Raw genomic sequence first — 19,791 nt, 5'->3', positions numbered from 1 at the left:
ATAAAGAACGCGGATACTCGAGTTTGTCTCGGGTATCCGCGTTTTTGTTTCATGAGGAGGTGGAGGTTTCTTTTAAGTGTGGCTTTAATATTCTTTACCCTTCAATGTGAGGTTGTAGATTTTATGCCTAGTGGGTGAATTTATTTATAAAAAAATCATTGGAGTGCATCATTTTTCATGATGAGAAAATTGCTTGACTGCGCAAGAAATTAGATGGCGGTCAAATATTCTAAATCTCCCTAGAAACCGCACTAGGACTGCAATATATAGAATATCCACTCGTTTTTCTTTGGGGTATATATGGAACAAATGTTCTTGATTTGAACAATGCTAATTCAACTGGAAAGCCTTTTGGCTAGGTTCTATTCTTGAAGGCATGCATATCACTCCAATCACTTCCGGACGGGTGACTACTAGTGGCACCCGACTGCCTTCCGGAGCATCTCAATCTCAGATGTCTGAACAGAATTCCTCTTTGTCTGCAGGGGAGCAAAAGCGCTCCTCTGTTTTTTCGCGTTTTAAGGTGCCTACCCATTCTCTTGCTCGCATTGGTGCAGCATGCCTTATTGCGGCTTCCGCAATTCTTCCCGCCGGTCAGGTTGCGACCGCGGCCCCTGCTTCTCAGAGCGCTAGTGCTACCCCCTACCTGGTAGGTGCGGGTGCGGCGGATATTACCGGTGAGCCCGGTGAAGTTGGCTTCATGGGCTATGGTGACTCTTCTCAGAAGGGTAGTGGTGTGCATACTCGCCAGTATGCTCGCGCTTTTATCGCGGTGGATCGCGCCTCCGGTAAGCGCAACCTCATTGTTGTCCTGGACTCTCTGACTGGCTGGCAGTCACTGCGTGATGAACTGGTCAAGCGTATCCGTGCAGAGTTTGGCTCCGCGTACGATGAGTCGAACATTATGATTACCGCGACTCACACCCACGCGACCCCCGGTGGTATTACGCACCAGAGCCTGTACAACATTACGACCCTGGGCTTCCATCAGGATACGTTCAACGCTCAGGTGAACGGTTCGCTGAAGGCAATCCGCGAGGCAACTAAGGATCTGGCTCCGGGTAACCTGACGATTTCGTCTTCGAAGCTGACCGGTGTTGGTGCTAACCGTTCCCGCGAGGCGTTTAACCTGGATTCTCCTCAGCTGCGTTCTAAGTTGCCCGGCGGTACCGATCCGACCAATATGACTCTGCGTCTGGAGCGTAACGGTAAGACTCGCGCGGTGCTGAACTGGTATGCGATTCACCCGACGTCATTGACCTCGAAGAATACTCTGATTTCGAGCGATAACAAGGGTTACGCGGAGTATCTGCTGGAGACTCAGGATCACGGCGTTGACCGCAATGTTCCCGGTAGCGGCGATGGTTTCGTTGCGGCGTTTGCGAATGCTAATGCCGGTGATGTTTCCCCGAATACCTGGTTGAAGCCTGGTCAGGGTCCCACTAATGACCAGTTCAAGAATGTGAAGATTCAGGGCGAGAAGCAGGCTAATGCTGTGCGTTCTCAGCTCAAGAGTGCGGGTACTCCGGTGGGTAAGGGTCTGGATTCGCGTATTTCGTACTTCAATTTCTCGGGCATGAACGTGGATGCCAAGTACACCGGTAGCGGCCATAATGAGCGCACCTGCCAGGGCTTCCTGGGTACTTCGTTTGGTGCCGGCTCCACTGAGGATGGCGGCGGTGGCTGGGATGCCTATAAGGAAGGCTCTGGTCGCCCCTCTATTCTGGGTACTTTGGTGTTCACTCCGAGCGCCGCGCAGGCGCGTTGCCAGCAGCCGAAGGGTATTCTCTTCTCTGCAAAAAATGGAACGATCATTCAGGAAAAGTATCCGGTGCAGATTATGCGCTTCGGTGACTACTACCTGCTGGGTATGCCCGGTGAGTTCACCGGCGCGGTGGGTGTGCAGTACCGCCAGGATGCTGCCAAGCTTTTTGGTGTTCCCGAATCGCATATTATTCTGCAGGGCTACACCAATGCCTACGACCACTACGTGACGACTCCTGAGGAGTATGACTCTCAGCAGTATGAAGGTGGTGCGACCCTCTTCGGTCGTTACACCTCCAGCGCGTTCCGCCAGACCATTAACATTGTCGGAACCTCGCTGAAGAACGGTACCCCTCTGAGTATTGGTGACCGTCCGAATGATCGTCGCCCGGTAGCGAGTCTGCAGGGTAAGGTCGTCTACGATACCCCCATGTTCGGTGTGCGTTACGGTCAGGTCACTCAGCAGCCTCAGGACGCTATTGCCGGCCGCGAAGAGGTGACTGCTCGTTTTGCTGGTGCTCACCCGAATAACAACATGCATCACGACGGTAGCTACTTCGTGATTGAGCGTCGTGTGGGTAATACCTGGAAGTACTACACCGCCGATAACAACCCGGATACCTTCTTTGAATGGAAGCGAATTGGTGTTTCGGCGTCTCAGGTGACGGTTCGCTGGAAGGTGCCGGCTAATACTCCTAAGGGGCAGTACCGCATCCGCTACTACGGCAATGCTAAGAAGAATTCGAAGACTATCACCCCGTTTGAGGGTCAGACTCGAGTCTTCCAGGTGGCGTAGTCTCTTCCAGATGGCGTAGTCCAGTAGCTGCTGTGGCGGACCTATAACTGAATACTCTCTTGCGGGAGGCGGGTGCGGATATGCGCTCGCCTCTCGTATCTGTTGAGGTCGCCAAGAATCGTCGAGAGGGTTCTTGACGGTCTTCTGCTTTAAATTGTGTCAAGGAGACAAGAGAAACAGAGATGGTGGAGGAGGTAGTGGGGGAGTGGTAAATCCCAAAGATGTAATTTAAGTGAGGCAAATCATTAGCTTTTACCCTTAGATGGGGGCTTAAAAGCAAAGAATCCCCGCTCTGGCGCTAGATTAAGCGGGATTTAACCTGTATAGTCTTATCCGAAGTACTTGAGCTCGGTGCACAAGGATCCACCCCCGGTGGGTTTACGCGGGATATTTCCCGAGGGCACGGGCATGATGAATCAATGGCAGTATGGATACCGTCCTTTGGCGTTGCTTTTTGCTGACGCCTAAATGCCATTTTTAAGCGTGCCCAAAAACTTTTTCACCTCTGATGGTGGGGAATTTTAGCCCTGAGAACTCGCCGAGATGTCGAGGAACCTATAGAAACCAACCGGATATGCATCCGAGCGTTTCTGATAACCGAGAGCACCCATCCAACGTGATGGAGGCCAGTAAGTTTATACGGGCTTCTCTAACGAGAAACCTGATCAAGCAACGGAGAAAACGTGCCTACTATTCAGCAGCTGGTCCGTAAGGGCCGGACTCCCAAGGTCGTTAAGACCAAGGCGCCCGCACTGAAGGGCAACCCCATGAAGCGTGGCGTGTGCACCCGTGTGTACACCACCACCCCGAAGAAGCCGAACTCGGCACTGCGTAAGGTCGCTCGTGTCAAGCTCAACGGCGGCGTCGAGGTTACCGCATACATCCCCGGTGAGGGTCACAACCTGCAGGAGCACTCGATCGTGCTCGTTCGCGGTGGTCGTGTGAAGGACCTCCCCGGTGTTCGCTACAAGATCGTTCGTGGCGCTCTGGATACCCAGGGTGTTAAGGGTCGCGGCCAGGCTCGCTCCCGCTACGGCGCTAAGAAGGAGAAGAAGTAATGCCTCGTAAGGGTCCCGCTCCCAAGCGTCCCCTCGTAAACGATCCTGTTTACGGTTCCGCTCTGGTCACCCAGCTGATCAACAAGGTTCTGCTGGACGGCAAGAAGTCCGTCGCAGAGCGCATCGTCTACGGTGCCCTCGAGGGCGTCGAGAAGAAGACCGGTTCTGACCCGGTCGCAACCCTGAAGAAGGCTATGGACAACATCAAGCCTTCTCTCGAGGTTCGCTCCCGCCGCGTCGGCGGTGCAACCTACCAGGTTCCGGTTGAGGTTCGCCCCGGCCGTTCCACCGCTCTGGCTCTCCGCTGGCTCGTTGGCTTCTCCAAGCAGCGCCGCGAGAAGACCATGACTGAGCGTCTGATGAACGAGATCCTGGATGCATCCAATGGTCTCGGTGCCGCTGTGAAGCGTCGCGAGGACACTCACAAGATGGCCGAGTCCAACAAGGCCTTCGCACACTACCGCTGGTAATTCTCCGTTTAGAGCCTGCCGAGTCGATTCGAGTCGGCAGGCTTTCGGAGTATCTCATTTAGGGAGAATAACGTGGCACTTGACGTGTTCACCGACCTTAACAAGGTCCGCAACATCGGTATTATGGCGCACATCGACGCCGGTAAGACCACCACCACTGAGCGCATTCTGTTCTACACCGGTATTAACCACAAGATTGGTGAGACTCACGACGGCGCTTCCACCATGGACTGGATGGCTCAGGAGCAGGAGCGAGGTATTACCATTACCTCCGCAGCAACCACCTGCTTCTGGAAGGACAACCAGATCAACATTATCGACACCCCCGGTCACGTCGACTTCACCGTTGAGGTTGAGCGCTCCCTGCGCGTCCTCGACGGCGCAGTTGCTGTGTTCGACGGCAAGGAAGGTGTTGAGCCCCAGTCTGAGACCGTTTGGCGCCAGGCTGACAAGTACGATGTCCCCCGTATCTGCTTCGTCAACAAGATGGACAAGATGGGTGCTGACTTCTACTTCACCGTTCAGACCATCATCGACCGCCTGGGCGCACGCCCGCTGGTTGTTCAGCTCCCCATCGGCGCTGAGAGCGACTTCCTCGGTGTTGTTGACCTGCTCGAAATGAAGGCATACGTCTGGCCCGGCGACGCCAAGGGTGACGTGACCATGGGCTCCTCTTACGAGGTTCAGGACATTCCTGCTGACCTGGTTGAGAAGGCTGAACAGTACCGCGCTGAGCTGGTTGAGGCTGTTGCTGAGGCTAGCGAAGAGCTCATGGAGAAGTACCTCGAAGAGGGCGAGCTGACCATCCCCGAGATTAAGGCTGGTATCCGTCAGCTGGTTATCTCCGGTGAGGCATTCCCCGTTCTCTGTGGTTCTGCATTCAAGAACCGCGGTGTTCAGCCCATGCTGGACGCTGTGATCGAGTACCTGCCCTCCCCGCTGGACGTTCCGGACGTTGTCGGCTCCAACCCCTCCAACGAGGAAGAGAAGCTGACCCGTAAGGCATCCGCTGAGGAGCCCTTCGCAGCACTGGCGTTCAAGGTTGCAGCTCACCCGTTCTATGGTCAGCTGACCTACACCCGTGTGTACTCCGGTACCGCAGCTCAGGGCCAGCAGGTTCTGAACTCCACCAAGGGTAAGAAGGAGCGCATCGGTAAGCTCTTCCAGATGCACTCCAACAAGGAGAACCCTGTTGAGGAGATCACCGCAGGTCACATTTACGCTGCAATCGGTCTGAAGGACACCACCACCGGTGACACCCTGTGCGACCCCGCACACCCGATTGTTCTCGAGTCGATGACCTTCCCCGATCCCGTGATCTTCGTGGCTATCGAGCCCAAGACCAAGGGTGACCAGGAGAAGATGTCCACCGCTATCCAGAAGCTCTCCGCTGAGGACCCCACCTTCACCGTTTCGCTGAACGAAGAAACCGGTCAGACCGAAATTGGTGGTATGGGTGAGCTGCACCTGGACATCATCGTTGACCGTATGAAGCGTGAGTTCAAGGTTGAGGCTAACGTTGGTAAGCCTCAGGTTGCTTACCGCGAGACCATCAAGAAGGCAGTCGAGAAGGTCGACTACACCCACAAGAAGCAGACCGGTGGTTCCGGTCAGTTCGCAAAGGTGCAGGTCTCCTTCGAGCCCCTGCCCCTGGATGGCGAAGAGCTGTACGAGTTCGAGGACAAGGTCACCGGTGGCCGCGTTCCTCGCGAGTACATCCCCTCGGTCGACGCTGGTATCCAGGACGCTATGAAGTTCGGTGTCCTCGCTGGCTACCCGATGGTGGGCGTGAAGGCAACCCTGATCGACGGTGCTTACCACGACGTCGACTCCTCCGAAATGGCGTTCAAGATCGCTGGTTCGATGGTCTTCAAGGAAGGCGCTAAGCGCGCTAACCCGGTCCTGCTCGAGCCGCTGATGGACGTTGAGGTTCGTACCCCCGAGGAGTACATGGGCGACGTTATCGGCGACCTGAACTCCCGCCGTGGCCAGGTTCGTTCCATGGAGGACGCATCCGGCGTTAAGATCATCAAGGCTATCGTGCCCCTGACCGAAATGTTCGGTTACATTGGCGACCTGCGTGGCAAGACCCAGGGTCGTGCAGTGTTCTCGATGGCATTCGACAGCTACGGCGAGGTTCCCAAGAACGTCGCTGACGAGATCATTCAGAAGAGCCGCGGCGAGTAATTTTCGCGTCTCACCCGTGGGCCACGGGCTAAAAACCTGTGGCCCACGCTAAAATTTTCAATTAAATCCATTATTGAGAGCATGAACAGTTTCATCTCTGCGGCGTAATCCGCTATTGTAGACGCTAGACCGTTTTATAACGGGATGCGCCGGAGCGAAGATCCGCGTGCATGTTTTCAATCGTTCTAGGAGGAACACTCTTGGCTAAGGCTAAGTTCGAGCGCTCCAAGCCTCACGTTAACGTCGGTACCATTGGTCACGTTGACCACGGTAAGACCACCCTGACCGCAGCAATCTCCAAGGTTCTGGCTGACAAGTACCCGGACCTGAACGAGAAGCGCGACTTCGGTATGATCGACTCCGCTCCCGAGGAGCGCCAGCGCGGTATTACCATTAACATTGCTCACATCGAGTACCAGACCGAGAAGCGCCACTACGCACACGTTGACGCTCCCGGCCACGCTGACTACGTCAAGAACATGATTACCGGTGCGGCTCAGATGGACGGCGCAATCCTCGTGGTTGCTGCTACCGACGGCCCCATGGCACAGACCCGCGAGCACGTTCTGCTCGCTCGCCAGGTTGGCGTCCCCACCCTGCTGGTTGCACTGAACAAGGCAGACATGGTTGACGACGAAGAGCTCCTCGACCTCGTCGAGATGGAGGTCCGTGACCTCCTCTCCTCGCAGGAGTTCGACGGCGACAACGCTCCCGTTGTTCGCGTTTCCGCACTGAAGGCTCTCGAAGGCGACCCCGAGTGGGTTGCTAAGGTCGAGGAGCTCATGGACGCAGTCGACACCTACATTCCGGACCCCGTGCGTGAGAAGGACAAGCCCTTCCTCATGCCCATCGAGGACGTCTTCACCATTACCGGTCGTGGCACCGTTGTTACCGGTCGTGCAGAGCGCGGTACCCTGAAGATCAACTCCGAGGTCGAGATTGTCGGTATCCGTCCGATCCAGAAGACCACCGTTACCGGTATCGAGATGTTCCACAAGCAGCTCGACGAAGCATGGGCAGGCGAGAACTGTGGTCTGCTGCTGCGTGGTCTGAAGCGTGACGATGTTGAGCGTGGTCAGGTTGTCGTGGAGCCGGGCTCCATCACCCCCCACACCGAGTTCGAGGCAAACGTCTACATCCTCTCCAAGGATGAGGGTGGCCGTCACAACCCCTTCTACTCCAACTACCGTCCTCAGTTCTACTTCCGTACCACTGACGTGACCGGCGTTATCACCCTCCCCGAGGGCACCGAGATGGTTATGCCCGGTGACAACACCGAGATGACCGTTACCCTGATCCAGCCCATCGCAATGGAAGAGGGCCTCGGCTTCGCTATCCGTGAGGGTGGCCGCACCGTTGGTTCGGGTCGCGTTACCAAGATCATCAAGTAATTGCCGTAAATTTACGACAATTCGCTAAAGATCTGCCGGAGAGGTAACTCTCCATCAGGTAGCGATACTCAAGGACCCCCGCATCTGCGGGGGTCCTTTTGTTATGCCCTTTTGCGGGTTGCTGAAGGCTCCGGCGAAGGAGAGAGCGGCATTATCTGCTGGGCTGTATAAAACCCGCTCTGAGCGTTATCAGTTCGTCTCAGCAGCCGCTCAAGGCTTCTGAAGGGGTATACGTGGCCGATAGCGGAGTTCATGGTGAATCTGTAGCGGCAGGGAACACCCTCCTCGGCGGCGGTATGACATGTCCGTACCTTCTAGCCGTAGATTCTGAACTCCTGGATATGGAAAGAAGCTGGACATGGAAAGAACCTGGGTAGGGGAACGATTGCCTACTCCGTTCAGAGATCTGCTGGCTCGAGACAGAATCTGGGTCATGCGGACCGGCTTGCGGCGGGGGAGCGACTACAGACCCTGTAGATGGAATATAGAATCTGCGGACAAAGAAAAACGGTTCCCAGCCCGAAGGCTGGGAACCGCAATTCGAATGACTGCCCCTCGGAAGGGACATAGCTAATCCTACTACAGAATGCCGTAGGAATAGAACCTATGTGTGCTGATCGCTAGAGGTTTTCCTCGTGGAGAGGCTGGTAGCCCTGCTGAGGAGCCGGGGGCTGCTGCATCTGGACGTTGCCCTGCGGATACATATCCGGCTGATCTTGAGTGTGCGGGAAATTCCCGAGCTGCTCAGAATCCTGGTGCGGAGCTGCTGCATCCTGCTTGTTCTGTCGCACCAGCAGGCGCCAGATAACGCCGGCAATGAGCAGAATAGAAATGATCAGCAAGGTCAGCGGGTTCAGACCGTTGAGCAAAATCGCCAGGTCGAGGGTGACTAGCGCAGTTGCGATATAGGTCCAGACTCGGTCGAGCAGCAGAGCGCTCAGGAGAGTCAGGGCAATGCCGAGTACCAGCACTACGATATCCGGACCGTCAGCGGGAACTGCCCACGTTACCAGGGTGAGGAACACCTGCAGGCCCAAAGCCCAGTACAGAGGAGAATCCGATACCTGCTCGTCTACAGGCCTCTTTGCGATGAAGTTCTTGAGAACCTTGGCAGCTACAACAGCCAGCAGAATCAGGAGAGCAACCTCAAGAATGACGCTCAGGGGATTGGACTTTGAGTAATCAATGACCAGACGGGCGATGAAGAGGCTGAACGCCGTAGTGCAGACGGTCGGCAGGTTCTTCGCCTTGGTGACAGACACGAAAGACAGAGCGCCAAGACCCCAGAGAAGTGCGTTGAGTTCTACCTGCTTGGGCTCAAAAGCCAGCCCAACGAAAGTGTAGAATCCCAGCACCACCAGAGCGGGAATCATCAGCAGCGTATTGACCGGTGCATAGATGCCCTGGCTCAGGGGGCGGCGAGACATGAAACGCGCGTAGGGGGCACCTAACGGGCCGTGCATCGGCAAATCAACCACCGTATTCCCGACCGGGACAGCAATGCGAGGACGAACGTTTGCGTTCACACCGAAGACCTCAACCGGGAGCGTGACCTTCAGAACGAACAGGATAACGACGGCAATCAGAGCGTAGTAGCCCAGAAGAGTCATCATCATTGTGCTTTCCCTCGTGTTGAAGAGATTCCATAGAGAACCAATGCAGAACGTCGTGATACTGATGGAGGCACCAATCTGCATGCGGGAGACCCTGAAGATAAGGGCAAGCACCCATACAGAGATGAAGATAGCAGGAGTTGCTACCGCGAACAGAAGATTATCAAAATCGCCAATGAAACGGCCTGCGCTCAGGACAGAACCGAGCGTGAAGAAAATCGCCGCCGCGTATGCTTCGTAGTTTCGCTTGGAGTACGCGTAGAGTAGCACGCTGCACAGAGCCTGAACCGCCAGCAGCGCAAGTACGAGGAAGTCTACGAGCGATTCCTTCATATTGCCGGTGATCGCGAGCAGAATGACCGACCAGCAGATGGGGAACCGCGCAACGGTGAGTAGCTCCGAACGAATCGAAGAGCCAACCGGCATAAAGAAACCAAGCGCACCATAAACGACGGTCAGGAGCGCCGGCAATGCTACAGCAATGTACTCCTTCTGCAAGTCGTACAGCAGGTAGTGTCGCGAGCCAATCGTCGCGATAAGCAGAGTCGCGTAGAACGCGATACGGACAAACATGACAAGCGTGGAGCGGAAGGAACCAACATCCGAAAGTCGTAGCGCGCGGGCCAGAATAAGAGCGCTCAGGACGCTCAAGAAGAGGACGGCACCCGAGAAGAGAGGGAAACCAACCCAGAATCGGCCATGTGCTCCGCCATCAGCATGGTTAGCTACGTACCCCACGAAGAGAGCAAAAACGCCCAAGAAGAGGTACGTCGACATCTCTACAAGACGGTAGCTTGCGTTCTGCGCTGCAACGCCCTGAGAGAGGACAAAAGTCAGTAGCGCAATAGCGGCGCAGACCAACGCAAACATCAAAAGTGACTCAGAAGTCTGCATCTCAGGAATGAGAGCGAGGAAGAGCTGAATCATACCAATGGCATAACCGATGTTGCTCAGTACCGCTCCAGCAGTACGTGCCTCGGGAGCCTTAGCAGTGACCAGATAGATGACTACAGCCGCGGCAAAGAAGAGGTAGAACGTTCCCTGGTTGCCAGGGGAAGCATACATGCCAATGACCGGGATGAGCGCTACAAAACTCATGAGCACCAGAGGCTGAATTGCCTTGCGGTACAGCAAGAAACTGACAATGCAGAGGACACCAATAACCCAGGGCGCGGGGAAGACACCTTGATTACCCTCTGCATAGGGAAGGAAAGTGCTCCAGCGCGTTGCGTAGGTAACGCTATCAGCGACGTGAGCAGTGTAGAAGGCATCAAGGAGAGCAAAGAAGGAGAAGAATACGCCGACGCATGCGTCAATTGCCGGCAACCACTCTATCTTGCGAGCGGGTTGGTGAAGAGCTTCCTTCGCCCAGGGGATAGCCGGGGTGCTTTGCACCTGCTCGGACTGTTCAGCGGCAGCAGGAGCGGAACCAGCAATAGTCTTCTGCAGACGAGGAATAAATACGTAGGCAGAAATCAGGTTAACAACCAGAACAGAGACGAAGAAGATACTGGGGAACCACGGGCCGTGATCCGAGTCCATGATGAAGGAGAGAATGGATGCAATCGGGTAGATGCGTGCCTGGGCGTAGTAATCCGCCGTGCCGTTCAGCCAGGTGAACAGAATGGCGTGCACAGACATGACCGCAAAGGCAATACCTGCATCCGTGTAGCTCAGATCGTTGGTAAAGAAGAAAATGGCGACGGCAGTAGCCGGGACGAAAATACGGGAAGAATCAACAAGACCTTCGCGGATACCCTTCGGGGCAGCATTCGGGGCAAAGTGCAGAATCAAACCCAGAACAGTGGCAACGGCAGTCAGAGAAACGAAATACCAAACGAAAGGCAGAGCCGCCACCTTCGTAGCTGCCAACGAGTCCGAAACGATGAACGAAATCAGCAGGTACGCCATCACACGGTTACGCATGAGGGCGCAGGCTCCAACAATAGCTGCAGTGCCAACCAGAGACGTGAGGAGCCAGATGTAGCGTCCTTCAGTCCAAATCTTGAGGACATAGATAGCAACGCCGGTCAGAGGAATAAACGCAAGACCCGTTGCTGCAAAAGAGTAGGAGGCAATACGCAGGCGCTCTACGAAACGGTAGGTGAGCAGACCGGCTCCGTAGAAGACAATTGCTCCAAGCGCCATTGCGAGGACACGGAAGATAGCCGTTTCATCCTGAGAAGAAGTCACCGAGGTGACAAAAAGACCTGCAGCGCCGATGAGCAGGAGCGAGCCGATGTACAGAACAATATTGAGGAAGATATCCTCATTGACCCGGCGTCGCTGCGCAGGAGGCTGAGGATACGGACTCGATAGGGACGGGGGAACGTACAAGCCGAGACCTTGCGGCTGAGCATACTGAGGGCTCTGAGACGAAGAGTGAGAGCTAGAGGATGCCTGATGAGGTTGTGTCGGCTGAGACATGGTTTCTCCTTAGGCTGTAGTGATACTTCTACGATACGAGAGTCTTTAGGCCTAAAAGCTTTATTAAGAGCAATAAAGCGCATGGAACTTACTGAAAGTAGATTGAAAGCTCCCTGAGAGTTACATCGCGGGAGTATCCTCAGGTTGACAGCGACAGTTAAGTGTTCTTAAGCACTTAACTTGTGTTCGTATTGCATCAGGGCTCTAACTCTGAGAGAATTGACGACGTTGTCAAAGCGTCTACCTGCACTAAAGGTAGGCCCACGTATGACCCGGTCCGAAGGATGACGGGACGAGTTTGTCTAGAAAATAGGCGACACGCCCGAGTTCGGGGGTCGGTACTCAGGCGGGGTGAGGAACCCGGCAAAGCCGGATTCAGTCCGTTCTGAGTGGCGCACGTGATGAATATATCGCGTTCCTTAAGCGCTATAACAAAGGGGCAAAAGCTCCGATACAGGGAATACATCAAGAAAGAGAGTCCGACAGATGGCGGGACAGAAAATCCGCATCCGTCTGAAGTCCTATGACCACGAGGTCATCGATTCTTCGGCACGGAAAATCGTCGAAACGGTCAAGGGCGCAGGCGCAACTGTAGTTGGCCCCGTGCCGCTGCCGACCGAGAAGAACGTCTACTGTGTTATTCGTTCTCCCCACAAGTACAAGGACAGCCGCGAGCACTTCGAGATGCGTACGCACAAGCGTCTGATCGACGTTGTTGATCCGACCCCCAAGGCTGTTGATGCCCTCATGCGTCTCGACCTGCCGGCAGACGTAAACATCGAGATCAAGCTGTAGAGGATCGCATCTAATGACTAACAAATTCGAGCGCCAGGTGAAGGGCCTGCTGGGCACCAAGCTCGGCATGACCCAGGTCTGGGACGAGGACGGCAAGTTCGTGCCCGTCACCGTCGTCAAGGCTGATTCTAACGTTGTTACCCAGATCCGTAACCAGGAAACTGACGGCTACGAAGCTGTTCAGATCGGTTTCGGTGCAATCGACTCTCGCAAGGTTACCAAGCCCCTGGCTGGTCACTTCGAGAAGGCCGGTGTTACCCCCCGTCGCCACATCGTCGAGCTGCGTACCGCAGATGCTTCTGAGTATTCCCTCGGTCAGGAACTGACCGTTGAGCTCTTCGAAGCAGGCCAGAAGGTCGACGTCGTTGGTAAGACCAAGGGTAAGGGCTTCGCAGGTGTTATGAAGCGTCACGGCTTCAAGGGTGTTGGCGCGTCTCACGGTCAGCACAAGAACCACCGTAAGCCCGGTTCCATCGGTGGCGCATCCTACCCCGCACGCGTGTTCAAGGGTATGCGCATGGCTGGCCGTATGGGCGCAGCACGTCACACTACCTTGAACCTGACTATCCAGGGTGTGGACGCAGAGAACAATGTCCTGCTGATCAAGGGCGCAATCCCCGGTCCCAAGGGCGGCGTTGTTCTGGTTCGTACCGCTGTGAAGGGAGCCTAATACATCATGGCTGTTAAGACCCTTAAGGTAGACCTGCCCGCAGAGATTTTCGACGCGCAGGCATCCGTGCCCCTGCTGCACCAGGTTGTCGTTGCACAGCTCGCTGCTGCACGCCAGGGCACCCACAAGACCAAGAACCGCGGCGAGGTTTCCGGTGCAGGCCGTAAGCCCTTCAAGCAGAAGGGTACCGGTAACGCACGTCAGGGCTCCATCCGTGCACCGCACATGACCGGCGGTGGCGTTGTTCACGGTCCGACCCCGCGTAACTACGCACAGCGCACCCCCAAGAAGATGATCGCCGCTGCACTGCGCGGTGCTCTCTCTGATCGCGCTCGTCACGACCGCGTCCACGTTGTCGAGAACTTCATCTCCGGTGAAACCCCCTCGACCAAGGCTGCAAAGGCTGCATTCGCAGCTATCACCGAGCGCAAGAACATCCTTCTTGTGATTGCTCGTGCAGAGGACGTTGTGGCTCTGTCCGCACGTAACCTGGAGAACGTCCACGTTCTGTACGCAGATCAGCTCAACACCTACGATGTGCTGGTTTCTGACGACGTGGTCTTCACCAAGGCAGCATTCGACGCATTCGTTGCTGCAGCTCAGAAGAAGGAGGGCGCTAAGTAATGAGCGTTTCCACCAAGTCTGTATACGACGTGATTATCGCTCCCGTCGTTTCCGAGAAGAGCTACGGTCAGCTCGACGAAGGTAAGTACACCTTCGAGGTCGCTACCGATTCCAACAAGCTGGAAATCAAGCAGGCCATCGAGAAGATCTTTGACGTCAAGGTTGCTTCCGTCAACACCATCAACCGTCAGGGCAAGCGCAAGCGCACCCGTTTCGGTTGGGGCGCTCGCAAGAACACCAAGCGTGCGATTGTGACCCTCAAGGAAGGCACCATCGACATCTTCGGCGGTCCGCAGGCATAAGCCCCGCGGAGACCACTTTAACGAAGGAAGAAATATCTAAATGGGTATTCGTAAGTACAAGCCGACGACCCCGGGTCGCCGCGGTTCGAGCGTTGCTGATTTCTCCGAGATCACCCGCTCCACCCCGGAAAAGTCCCTGCTTCGTCCGCTTCACAAGACCGGCGGCCGTAACAACACCGGCCGCATCACCACCCGTCACAAGGGTGGCGGCCACAAGCGCCAGTACCGTCTGATCGACTTCCGTCGTCACGACAAGGACGGCGTTAACGCACGCGTTGCACACATCGAGTACGATCCCAACCGTACCGCTCGCATCGCGCTGCTGCACTACTTCGATGGTTCCAAGCGCTACATCATCGCTCCGAACAAGCTCGCTCAGGGCGACATCGTCGAGTCCGGCCCCGCAGCTGACATCAAGCCCGGTAACAACCTGCCCCTGCGCAACATCCCCGTTGGTACCGTGATTCACTGTGTCGAGCTCCGCCCCGGTGGCGGCGCAAAGCTGGCTCGTTCCGCAGGTGCTTCTGTACAGCTGGTTGCTAAGGAAGGTAAGTACGGTCAGCTCCGTCTGCCCTCCGGAGAAATCCGCAACGTGGATGTTCGCTGCCGCGCAACCGTTGGTGAAGTTGGCAACGCTGAGCAGTCCAACATCAACTGGGGTAAGGCAGGTCGTAACCGCTGGAAGGGCATCCGCCCGACCGTCCGTGGTGTGGTCATGAACCCGGTTGACCACCCGCACGGTGGTGGTGAAGGTAAGACCTCCGGTGGTCGTCACCCGGTTAACCCCAACGGTAAGCCCGAGGGTCGTACCCGCCGTCCCAACAAGGAAAGCGACAAGCTCATCGTTCGTCGCCGTCGTACTGGCAAGAAGCGCTAAGGAGCCTGAAACATGCCTCGTAGTTTGAAGAAGGGCCCTTTCGTTGATCAGCACCTCTACCTGAAGGTTGCAGCTCAGAACGAGAAGGGCACCAAGAACGTAATCAAGACTTGGTCGCGTCGCTCGATGATTATCCCCGACATGCTCGGTCACACCATCGCAGTGTACGACGGTCGCAAGCACGTGCCGGTGTTCATCACCGAGTCGATGGTTGGTCACAAGCTCGGTGAGTTTGCTCCGACCCGCACTTTCCGCAGCCACGTGAAGGACGACCGTAAGGGCAAGCGTCGCTAATCGGTTCACACCGATAAGCTAACGTTTCCCTTTCGGCAATAGACGAAAGAGAGATAGGCAATGGAAGCCAAGGCATCAGCGCGTTTCGTTCGCGTTACGCCTATGAAGGCCCGCCGTGTCGTCAACCTGATCCGTGGTAAGCAGGCGGAAGAGGCTCTGGCGATTCTGAAGTTCGCCCCCCAGGCAGCTTCGGAGCCGGTATACAAGATCGTTGCTTCGGCAGTAGCTAACGCTCGTCAGAAGGCAACCCAGCAGGGTCTGCCCTTCCGCGAGGAAGAGCTGTTCATCAGCGAAGCATTCGTGAACGAGGGCCCGACCATGAAGCGCATTCAGCCCCGCGCTCAGGGTCGCGCATACCGAATCAACAAGCGCACCAGCCACATCACCGTGGTAGTTGCTACCCCGGAGAAGGAGGAGGACCGCTAAATGGGTCAGAAAATTCACCCGAACGGTTTCCGACTGGGCATCACCACTGACCACGTCTCCAAGTGGTTCGCTGATTCCAACAAGCCCGGCGAGCGTTACGCTGACTTCGTCCGCGAGGACGTAAAGATCCGCGAGCTGCTGGCAAAGAACCTGGATCGCGCAGGCGTTGCAAAGGTCGAGATCGAGCGTACCCGTGACCGCGTGCGTGTGGACATCCACACCGCTCGTCCCGGTATCGTGATTGGCCGCCGTGGCGCAGAAGCAGACCGCATCCGCGGCGAGCTCGAGAAGCTCACCAACAAGCAGATTCAGCTGAACATCCTCGAGGTTGCTAACCCCGACCTCTCCGCTCAGCTGGTTGCACAGAGCATCGCAGAGCAGCTCGCATCGCGTGTTGCATTCCGCCGTGCAATGAAGAAGGCAATCCAGTCCGCACAGCGTGCAGGCGCAAAGGGTATCCGTATCCAGTGCTCCGGCCGTCTGGGTGGCGCTGAAATGTCCCGTTCCGAGTTCTACCGCGAAGGCCGTGTGCCCCTGCACACCCTGCGTGCGAACATCGACTACGGCTTCTTCGAGGCTAAGACCACCTTCGGTCGCATCGGCGTGAAGGTCTGGATCTACAAGGGCGACCTGACCGACAAGGAGCTGGCAGCTCAGCAGGCAGCAAACAACCGCCGTGGCAACCGCCGCGATGGTGACCGCCGCCGCCAGGGCAACCGTGGTCCTCGTCGCGAGCGCCGCAACGAGAACGCTTCGGCAAAGGTCGAGGCCAAGACTGCAGAGAACGGTGAGGCATAAATGCTTATTCCCCGTCGAGTAAAGTACCGCAAGCAGCACCACCCCAAGCGTAGTGGTCTCGCAAAGGGCGGCACCGAGGTTAGCTTCGGTGAGTGGGGCATTCAGGCCCTGTCGCCCGCATACGTAACCAACCGCCAGATTGAGGCTGCACGTATCGCAATGACCCGTCACATCAAGCGTGGCGGTAAGGTCTGGATCAACATTTATCCCGACCGTCCGCTGACCAAGAAGCCCGCTGAAACCCGTATGGGTTCCGGTAAGGGTTCGCCCGAGTGGTGGGTCGCAAATGTCAAGCCGGGTCGAGTCATGTTTGAACTCTCCGGTGTGTCCGAAGAAGTGGCTCGCGAGGCAATGCGCCTGGCAATCCACAAGCTCCCGATGAAGGCACGTGTTGTGCGTCGCCGCGAAGGTGGTGAATAAGCGAGATGGCAGTAGGATCCAAGGACCTGAGCATCGATAAGCTCGCAGAGCTCTCCAACGAAGAGCTGGCTGCAAAGCTGAGCGAAGCGAAGAAGGAACTCTTCAACATCCGCTTCCAGGAAGTCACCGGTCAGGCTAACGCAGGTCGTCGCCGCACTATCAAGCGCGACATCGCACGTATCTACACCGTGCTGCGTGAGCGCGAGCTCGGTATTCGTCCCGCAACTGAAGGTGAGTCCAAGTGAGTGAAGTAAAGAACGAAGAGCGCGGCTACCGCAAGACCCGCCGCGGCTACGTTGTCTCCGACAAGATGGACAAGACCGTTGTCGTCGAGGTCGAGGACCACGTGAAGCACGCACTGTACGGCAAGGTCGTTCGCCGTAGCTCCAAGATCAAGGCACACGATGAGCAGAACGCTGCTGGCATCGGTGACCTCGTTCTGATTGCAGAGACCCGTCCGCTGTCCGCTTCCAAGCGCTGGCGTATCGTGGAGATCATCGAGAAGGCTAAGTAAGCCCTCTTCATGACTCTCTGCTAGAGCAGTAAAAGAACCCCCTCTCCTACTTCGGTAGGAGAGGGGCTCTTTGCGTTTAACCTTTGTTCGGGAAAAACTAGGGCGGGCGCCTTATGGCATGGGCTAATAACAGACGCTAAGACAACATTTGTCATAAATGTCTTGATATGTCATACGAGAAAACAATATTCTTCTCTCGATTTGATGACGCAATCCATGAGTAGACGCTGCTAGAGAAGAAAGCCCATGTAGAGGCGGAATTGTGGAGGAAAAGTGAAAAGTAAGACGTGAGTAAGGCGCCTGGGGTCTGCGAAATCCGATGAGCAGCACTTGAAAACAACCTGATTAGGGACTTATTATCAACTTTATAGTTGCTTAGCGTAACCTTGCCTAATAATCAGTCGGGTGGCTTTGCACCTTCCGGAGGTTGCACGACCTTTGGAGAAGTACAACTACACATCATTGAGGATCAGCATGACTTCTTCACCCAAGCCCTCACGTAAGCTGCTCGCCATTGCTGGCGCACTTTCCGTTGTCGCAGGCTCTTTCGCTACAGTTCCCGCTACCTTTGCGGCAAACGTCTCCGCATCCGTTCCCGGCGGGAACTCCCAGAACTCCGCTGAGGAATGCCGCCACATTGCAGTGAGTGCTACCCAGTACCAGGGCTTGCCCGGCCAGTACCAGCTGGCATACTCGGCAGCACCCTCCTCCCTCTACACTTCCTTCTCCTCCGGACGCCCGCCGATTCTGACCGGTGGCGTCGGCACCTGGAACGTTGCATCCACCCCGAGCCTTGCCACTGTCTACCAGTTCCCGACCACCGACTTCACCGCACGTGGTGCTACCGCACCGACCGGTAAGCAGATTGAATCTCCCTACGGTATCGCTTACGACGAAGCAACCGGATATGTATGGGTGACCCAGACCCGCGTCAACAAGGTATCTGTCTTCGATCCCGCGACCAACAGGATTATCTGGAGCAGCGCAGAAGGCGACGTCAACCACCCCCGCGAGGTACGTATCGACCCCTCCAGCGGCAAGGTCTTTGTATCTGGCTCCGGCGGCATTAGTGTCTTCGACACCACTCGGCACGCCCTGGTCAAGAAGATTGAATTTACTGACGCCAAGGGCGAATCTGACATTGCAATGAACATGCACGTAGATTCCGCAGACGGCAAGCTTTACGTGCCTTCCCTGAGTGCCGGCACCGTGAAGGTGATCGACACCAAGAGCTACGAAGTCGAGAAGACCATTCAGCTGCACAAGGAAAATGCTGAAGCTGCTCTGAACCCCTCGGACGTCACTATCGACAAGTCCCTGAAGGAAATCTACGTCAGCACCCAGGGTGACCGTAAGGGCAGTAACTCCGGTATCACCGTCTACGACCTGGAAACTGGTGCCTACAAGAAGACCATTCCTTTCGGCAACCAGGCCCTCGCTCTCGCCTCCGACGAAGCCCGTGACCTGCTGTACGTGACCGATTACGGCACCGGCAACGTCGGTGTTGTTGATGCACGAACCGGCACCGTTGTTTCTCAGGTGTCTACCGGTGCGACCAGCGGCGCAAATGATGTTCTGGTCGCTGCAGACGGCAGCGTATACGCTGTAGCACGCAGCATCGAAGGCGCTTCCGCTATCGAAACCGACTACACCATCGATAAGACCACCGGCGAATACCGCACCTCTAGCACCGAGCCCAAGGGCAAGGACAACGCAGACTCCCCGATTACTCCCGGCGTCATGGTGAAGATCAACACCACCGTTGAAACCACCGCGAAGCCTGCTGCACAGACTTCTTCTGAAGAACTGGTGAAGACCTACGCGGACGGCGCTAAGCTCTACGCCGTGAAGGACTGGACCACCGGTGAAACCCTGAAGCTGCGCGGTGAAGGTTTCAAGACTCAGGACGGTTCAAAGGGCTCCGTACTCGCAGTCAAGCTGAACAAGGGCCGCATCTCCGCGAAGGAAGAGCCGAAGTTCAACGGTGCTGAGGGCAACAGCGCAGGTGTTTGGGCGTACATCCAGGCAGATGAGAACGGTAATTTCACCGCTGAACTGCCGTACCCGACCACCGAAAACTCTAACCTGACGGAAAACCTGAAGAGCGGCGATAAGGTTTCGGTCTTCCTGCTCTCCGGCTCCATTGTTGAAGGTGACACTCCTCGCGGTGGTGAAGCGCTCTCCGCAACTGTTGCAGAGAAGAAGGCAGACACCGCTGAGACCTGCGCACCGGCAGAAACCACCCAGGTCTCTGCTGCTCCCTCTGGCGTGACTACCACTTACCCCGCGGGCACTAAGCTGAGCCTGCCTGATAGTGATGCGCCCACTCCTGCTCCGAGCGAGTCTGCTAAGCCTGAGCCGACCA

At 56.2% G+C, this 19,791-nt stretch carries 18 protein-coding genes; 17 read left to right on the top strand and 1 reads right to left on the bottom strand.

Features of this window, described 5'->3' with window-relative positions; all coding sequences use genetic code 11:
- Positions 1-523: 523 nt before the first annotated feature.
- From HMPREF2980_RS07000 to tuf, 5 genes are all read left to right on the top strand, one after another.
- Positions 524-2,560, top strand: a complete 2,037-nt coding sequence (locus HMPREF2980_RS07000; RefSeq protein ID WP_246823702.1) for a neutral/alkaline non-lysosomal ceramidase N-terminal domain-containing protein — start codon at positions 524-526, stop codon at positions 2,558-2,560.
- 683 nt (positions 2,561-3,243) lie between these two features.
- Complete coding sequence (gene rpsL, locus HMPREF2980_RS06995; protein ID WP_005504939.1) at positions 3,244-3,618, top strand: 30S ribosomal protein S12; 375 nt, start codon at positions 3,244-3,246, stop codon at positions 3,616-3,618.
- Positions 3,618-4,088: a 30S ribosomal protein S7 gene (gene rpsG, locus HMPREF2980_RS06990; RefSeq protein ID WP_005504941.1), complete on the top strand. Its 471-nt coding sequence runs from the start codon at positions 3,618-3,620 to the stop codon at positions 4,086-4,088. The genes rpsL and rpsG overlap by 1 nt, the downstream gene beginning before the upstream one ends.
- Positions 4,089-4,160: 72 nt before the next feature.
- Positions 4,161-6,275, top strand: coding sequence for an elongation factor G (gene fusA, locus HMPREF2980_RS06985; protein ID WP_049347282.1), 2,115 nt, complete (start codon positions 4,161-4,163; stop codon positions 6,273-6,275).
- Between the two features lie 200 nt (positions 6,276-6,475).
- Entirely contained in the window at positions 6,476-7,666 is a 1,191-nt protein-coding gene (tuf, locus tag HMPREF2980_RS06980; RefSeq protein ID WP_005508397.1) for an elongation factor Tu, read from the top strand.
- A 620-nt stretch (positions 7,667-8,286) separates the two neighbouring features.
- Here the strand turns inward: tuf and HMPREF2980_RS06975 are convergent.
- Entirely contained in the window at positions 8,287-11,616 is a 3,330-nt protein-coding gene (locus HMPREF2980_RS06975) for a Fe2+/Zn2+ uptake regulation protein (protein ID WP_246823701.1), read from the bottom strand.
- Between the two features lie 576 nt (positions 11,617-12,192).
- On the opposite strand from HMPREF2980_RS06975, the gene rpsJ reads away from it, so the two are divergent.
- The 12 genes from rpsJ to HMPREF2980_RS06915 all read left to right on the top strand — a co-directional run.
- Positions 12,193-12,501 (top strand): 30S ribosomal protein S10, encoded by a 309-nt coding sequence (rpsJ, locus tag HMPREF2980_RS06970; protein WP_004005287.1) that lies wholly within the window; start codon positions 12,193-12,195, stop codon positions 12,499-12,501.
- A gap of 13 nt (positions 12,502-12,514) precedes the next feature.
- Positions 12,515-13,171 carry a 50S ribosomal protein L3 gene (rplC, locus tag HMPREF2980_RS06965; protein ID WP_005504955.1) on the top strand — a complete coding sequence of 219 codons (657 nt, stop codon included), beginning with the start codon at positions 12,515-12,517 and terminating at the stop codon, positions 13,169-13,171.
- Positions 13,172-13,177: 6 nt separating this feature from the next.
- Positions 13,178-13,795: a 50S ribosomal protein L4 gene (rplD, locus tag HMPREF2980_RS06960; protein WP_005504957.1), complete on the top strand. Its 618-nt coding sequence runs from the start codon at positions 13,178-13,180 to the stop codon at positions 13,793-13,795.
- Positions 13,795-14,097, top strand: coding sequence for a 50S ribosomal protein L23 (rplW, locus tag HMPREF2980_RS06955; protein ID WP_005504959.1), 303 nt, complete (start codon positions 13,795-13,797; stop codon positions 14,095-14,097). The genes rplD and rplW overlap by 1 nt, the downstream gene beginning before the upstream one ends.
- A gap of 40 nt (positions 14,098-14,137) precedes the next feature.
- Positions 14,138-14,974, top strand: coding sequence for a 50S ribosomal protein L2 (rplB, locus tag HMPREF2980_RS06950; RefSeq protein ID WP_005504961.1), 837 nt, complete (start codon positions 14,138-14,140; stop codon positions 14,972-14,974).
- A 12-nt stretch (positions 14,975-14,986) separates the two neighbouring features.
- Positions 14,987-15,268 carry a 30S ribosomal protein S19 gene (rpsS, locus tag HMPREF2980_RS06945; protein WP_004005282.1) on the top strand — a complete coding sequence of 94 codons (282 nt, stop codon included), beginning with the start codon at positions 14,987-14,989 and terminating at the stop codon, positions 15,266-15,268.
- Positions 15,269-15,328: 60 nt separating this feature from the next.
- Complete coding sequence (rplV, locus tag HMPREF2980_RS06940) at positions 15,329-15,694, top strand: 50S ribosomal protein L22 (RefSeq protein WP_005504964.1); 366 nt, start codon at positions 15,329-15,331, stop codon at positions 15,692-15,694.
- Complete coding sequence (gene rpsC, locus HMPREF2980_RS06935; RefSeq protein ID WP_005504966.1) at positions 15,695-16,492, top strand: 30S ribosomal protein S3; 798 nt, start codon at positions 15,695-15,697, stop codon at positions 16,490-16,492. It begins immediately after the preceding gene.
- Positions 16,493-16,912 carry a 50S ribosomal protein L16 gene (rplP, locus tag HMPREF2980_RS06930; RefSeq protein ID WP_005504968.1) on the top strand — a complete coding sequence of 140 codons (420 nt, stop codon included), beginning with the start codon at positions 16,493-16,495 and terminating at the stop codon, positions 16,910-16,912.
- A 5-nt stretch (positions 16,913-16,917) separates the two neighbouring features.
- Positions 16,918-17,157, top strand: coding sequence for a 50S ribosomal protein L29 (rpmC, locus tag HMPREF2980_RS06925; RefSeq protein ID WP_005504969.1), 240 nt, complete (start codon positions 16,918-16,920; stop codon positions 17,155-17,157).
- The gene (gene rpsQ, locus HMPREF2980_RS06920; RefSeq protein ID WP_005508401.1) at positions 17,154-17,426 is read left to right on the top strand and encodes a 30S ribosomal protein S17; all 273 of its coding nucleotides are present in this window, start codon (positions 17,154-17,156) and stop codon (positions 17,424-17,426) included. The genes rpmC and rpsQ overlap by 4 nt, the downstream gene beginning before the upstream one ends.
- Positions 17,427-17,900: 474 nt before the next feature.
- A partial coding sequence (locus HMPREF2980_RS06915; protein WP_070691022.1) for a YncE family protein occupies positions 17,901-19,791 on the top strand: 1,891 nt, incomplete at its 3' end.

This window comes from Rothia sp. HMSC076D04 (assembly GCF_001814645.1).
In the GTDB taxonomy this organism is placed as follows: domain Bacteria; phylum Actinomycetota; class Actinomycetes; order Actinomycetales; family Micrococcaceae; genus Rothia; species Rothia mucilaginosa.
Note: the sequence above shows the minus strand (reverse complement) of the source record. Positions and strands in the feature narration are given on the sequence as shown.

Excerpts from the sequence above, each read along its gene's own strand:
- rpmC (WP_005504969.1), top strand. The coding sequence starts at position 16,918 with ATGGCAGTAGGATCCAAGGACCTGAGCATCGATAAGCTCGCAGAGCTC.
- rpsJ (WP_004005287.1), top strand. The coding sequence starts at position 12,193 with ATGGCGGGACAGAAAATCCGCATCCGTCTGAAGTCCTATGACCACGAG.
- rplB (WP_005504961.1), top strand. The coding sequence starts at position 14,138 with ATGGGTATTCGTAAGTACAAGCCGACGACCCCGGGTCGCCGCGGTTCG.
- rplV (WP_005504964.1), top strand. The coding sequence starts at position 15,329 with ATGGAAGCCAAGGCATCAGCGCGTTTCGTTCGCGTTACGCCTATGAAG.
- rplP (WP_005504968.1), top strand. The coding sequence starts at position 16,493 with ATGCTTATTCCCCGTCGAGTAAAGTACCGCAAGCAGCACCACCCCAAG.
- rpsS (WP_004005282.1), top strand. The coding sequence starts at position 14,987 with ATGCCTCGTAGTTTGAAGAAGGGCCCTTTCGTTGATCAGCACCTCTAC.
- rplW (WP_005504959.1), top strand. The coding sequence starts at position 13,795 with ATGAGCGTTTCCACCAAGTCTGTATACGACGTGATTATCGCTCCCGTC.
- rpsC (WP_005504966.1), top strand. The coding sequence starts at position 15,695 with ATGGGTCAGAAAATTCACCCGAACGGTTTCCGACTGGGCATCACCACT.
- rplD (WP_005504957.1), top strand. The coding sequence starts at position 13,178 with ATGGCTGTTAAGACCCTTAAGGTAGACCTGCCCGCAGAGATTTTCGAC.
- rplC (WP_005504955.1), top strand. The coding sequence starts at position 12,515 with ATGACTAACAAATTCGAGCGCCAGGTGAAGGGCCTGCTGGGCACCAAG.
- rpsG (WP_005504941.1), top strand. The coding sequence starts at position 3,618 with ATGCCTCGTAAGGGTCCCGCTCCCAAGCGTCCCCTCGTAAACGATCCT.